Consider the following 2479-nt stretch of genomic DNA (forward strand, 5'->3'; position numbering starts at 1 on the left):
GATACGCCGTGGGTGCGACATGAAGTCGCATAGATAATTGTTAGAATGATACTTACGAGTATCAGCTTTAACCCGCTGTTCCGTCAGCGGTAGCCTACCGACCGATGCACCTTAATGCTGTATTAAGCGGTTGGGACAAAGTACACTTTCGTAAGACGAGACAGCACCGTGAGGGAAAGTCAAGTACGGTTAGTATCATACCGTAGAGTGGCGAGGCTGGATAGTATGGTTAGCGTAAGCGAACTGTTAGTAAACTTCGTAATGTCACGAAAGAGTGTAAGATACTGATACACTCTCCCCAAAGGGGAAGCGGTCGGCTAATCCTCTCCATGGTAGGATTACACGGACACAAGCACCGCCGGAGGATGAGACAGAACCTAACCTATCCGTCAGTTATCTATGTGGAACATGGTAAGCCTGTATATCTCCTGTCATACAGATTGATAGGTAAGCAGACAGTAATGAACGCTGAATGGTATGCAGGTATAAGATAACAGAAAAAGCGAATGCCGTTCTGTAATGGAACGGATACGGATTGAGTCGACATCACGAGCTGGTGCAGACAACATCATCCGACACGAAAGTGGGCAGACTTCTGTGACGACATTCGGAAGGCAAGCAAGTCGAGTGTTGTCAAATGGTGATTCTTTACAATTAACTTTTAGAACTTTCAAAAGAAGGAAAGCAAATGAACGAGAACAAAACATCGTGTGCACCTGCTGACAATCAGCAAACGCTTTGGGACAGCATTGACTGGACTAAGGCAGAGCTGTCTGTTAGAAAGCTACAAGCACGTATTGTAAAGGCTCAAAAGGACGGCAAACACAACAAGGTGAAATCCTTGCAGTGGACGCTGACCCACTCTTTTTACGCAAAAGCCTTAGCCGTAAAGAGGGTTACTTCTAACGGAGGGGGTAATACCCCTGGGGTTGACATGGAAACATGGGAGAAACCCGAAACAAAAATGCAAGCAATAAACGACCTCAGACGCAGAGGCTATCAGCCGAAGCCCTTGAGAAGAGTTCACATCAAAAAGAGTAATGGCAAACTGCGCCCATTGGGAATACCTACATTAAAAGACAGAGCCATGCAAGCACTCTACCTCATGGCATTGGAACCAGTAGCTGAGACGACAGCCGATACTCGTTCATACGGATTCCGTAAGGAACGTCGTTGTATGGATGCAGTAACGCAATGTCATAATATCCTTCGAAAAGGCTATTCTCCCGAATGGATTTTGGAAGGGGATATAAAAGGGTGCTTTGACCATATCAGCCATGAATGGTTACTCGTCAACATTCCGATGGATAAGGCGATGCTCCGAAAATGGTTGAAATGTGGCTATATCTTTAATAAACAGATGTTCCCGACAGAGGAGGGTACACCTCAAGGTGGTATAATCTCTCCCACGCTTGCCAATATGACATTAGACGGATTGCAGAAAGTTCTCGCAGAGAGATATAAAAGAAGAACCATAAAAGGGGAACATTATTCTCCAATGGTGAATCTGGTACGTTATGCCGATGACTTTATCATCACTTGTGAGAACAGAGAAACGCTTGAAAACGAAATCAAGCCTTTGGTAGCCGAGTTCATGGCGGAAAGAGGGCTTACCCTGTCTGAAGAAAAGACGGTGATAACCAACATTCGTGACGGGTTCGATTTTCTTGGTTTTAATATCCGCAAATACGGCAATGAAATATTGACCAAGCCGACCAAGAAAGCCGAAAAACGCTTTATGGAGAATATCCGTAAGGTGATAAAAGGCAATAAGGGTTGTAAGCAGGAGTCTTTAATCAGAATGTTGAACGCTAAAATCCGAGGTTGGGGAGCTTATTATCAGCATGGTGCAACGCGTGATTCTTTTCACAGAATTGACCATCAAATATTCCTCTCCCTATGGCAATGGGCTAAACGTCGCCATTCCAAGAAAGGGAAGCGATGGATTAAAGACCGTTATTGGCATAACATCCGAGGTAATAGTTGGACATTTGCTGCCAAGTTCAAGAAGTCAAATGGGAAGGATGACCAGCTAACATTGCTGACGCTCTCGTCTTCATTCCCTTTCCTGCCATATACGCAGATTAAAGGAGATATGAATCCATTTGACACGGATTGTCGTTTATACTTCAACAAGAGAATGAAGTCGAAAATGCTTGTATCACTAAAAGGACGTAAATCTTTGCTTCACCTATGGGAAAAGCAAGGGAGAATATGTCCAATATGTGGAGAGCCGATAGATACGCACAAGGCATGGAATGTACTGCCAACCGTTCAAAAAGGACGAAAGTGCAATATATTGGTTCATGACGAATGTTTCAAAATATCCCTCAAATCCAATGACAACAGAAAGAAGTAGTATGAGCCGGTCTCTATATAAGAATAGAGATTTAGAAAAGCTTGAGCCGTATGAGGGGAAACTCTCACGTACGGTTCTGAGGGGGGAAGAGGGCAGTAATGCCCTTGACCTACCCGATCG

General features: G+C 44.3%; 2 protein-coding genes and 1 pseudogene. All 3 read left to right on the forward strand.

What is annotated here, in order from left to right; translation table 11 throughout:
* Positions 1–365 precede the first annotated feature (365 nt).
* Entirely contained in the window at positions 366–494 is a 129-nt protein-coding gene (locus H8S63_RS20250) for a hypothetical protein (RefSeq protein ID WP_255344457.1), read from the forward strand.
* A gap of 194 nt (positions 495–688) precedes the next feature.
* Complete coding sequence (ltrA, locus tag H8S63_RS19655; protein WP_008646014.1) at positions 689–2359, forward strand: group II intron reverse transcriptase/maturase; 1671 nt, start codon at positions 689–691, stop codon at positions 2357–2359.
* Position 2360: 1 nt separating this feature from the next.
* A pseudogene (locus H8S63_RS20255) lies at positions 2361–2479 on the forward strand (DNA methylase); the annotation flags it as partial.

Origin of the sequence: Bacteroides sp. NSJ-39 (genome assembly GCF_014287315.1) — a bacterium.
Classification (GTDB): domain Bacteria; phylum Bacteroidota; class Bacteroidia; order Bacteroidales; family Bacteroidaceae; genus Bacteroides; species Bacteroides finegoldii.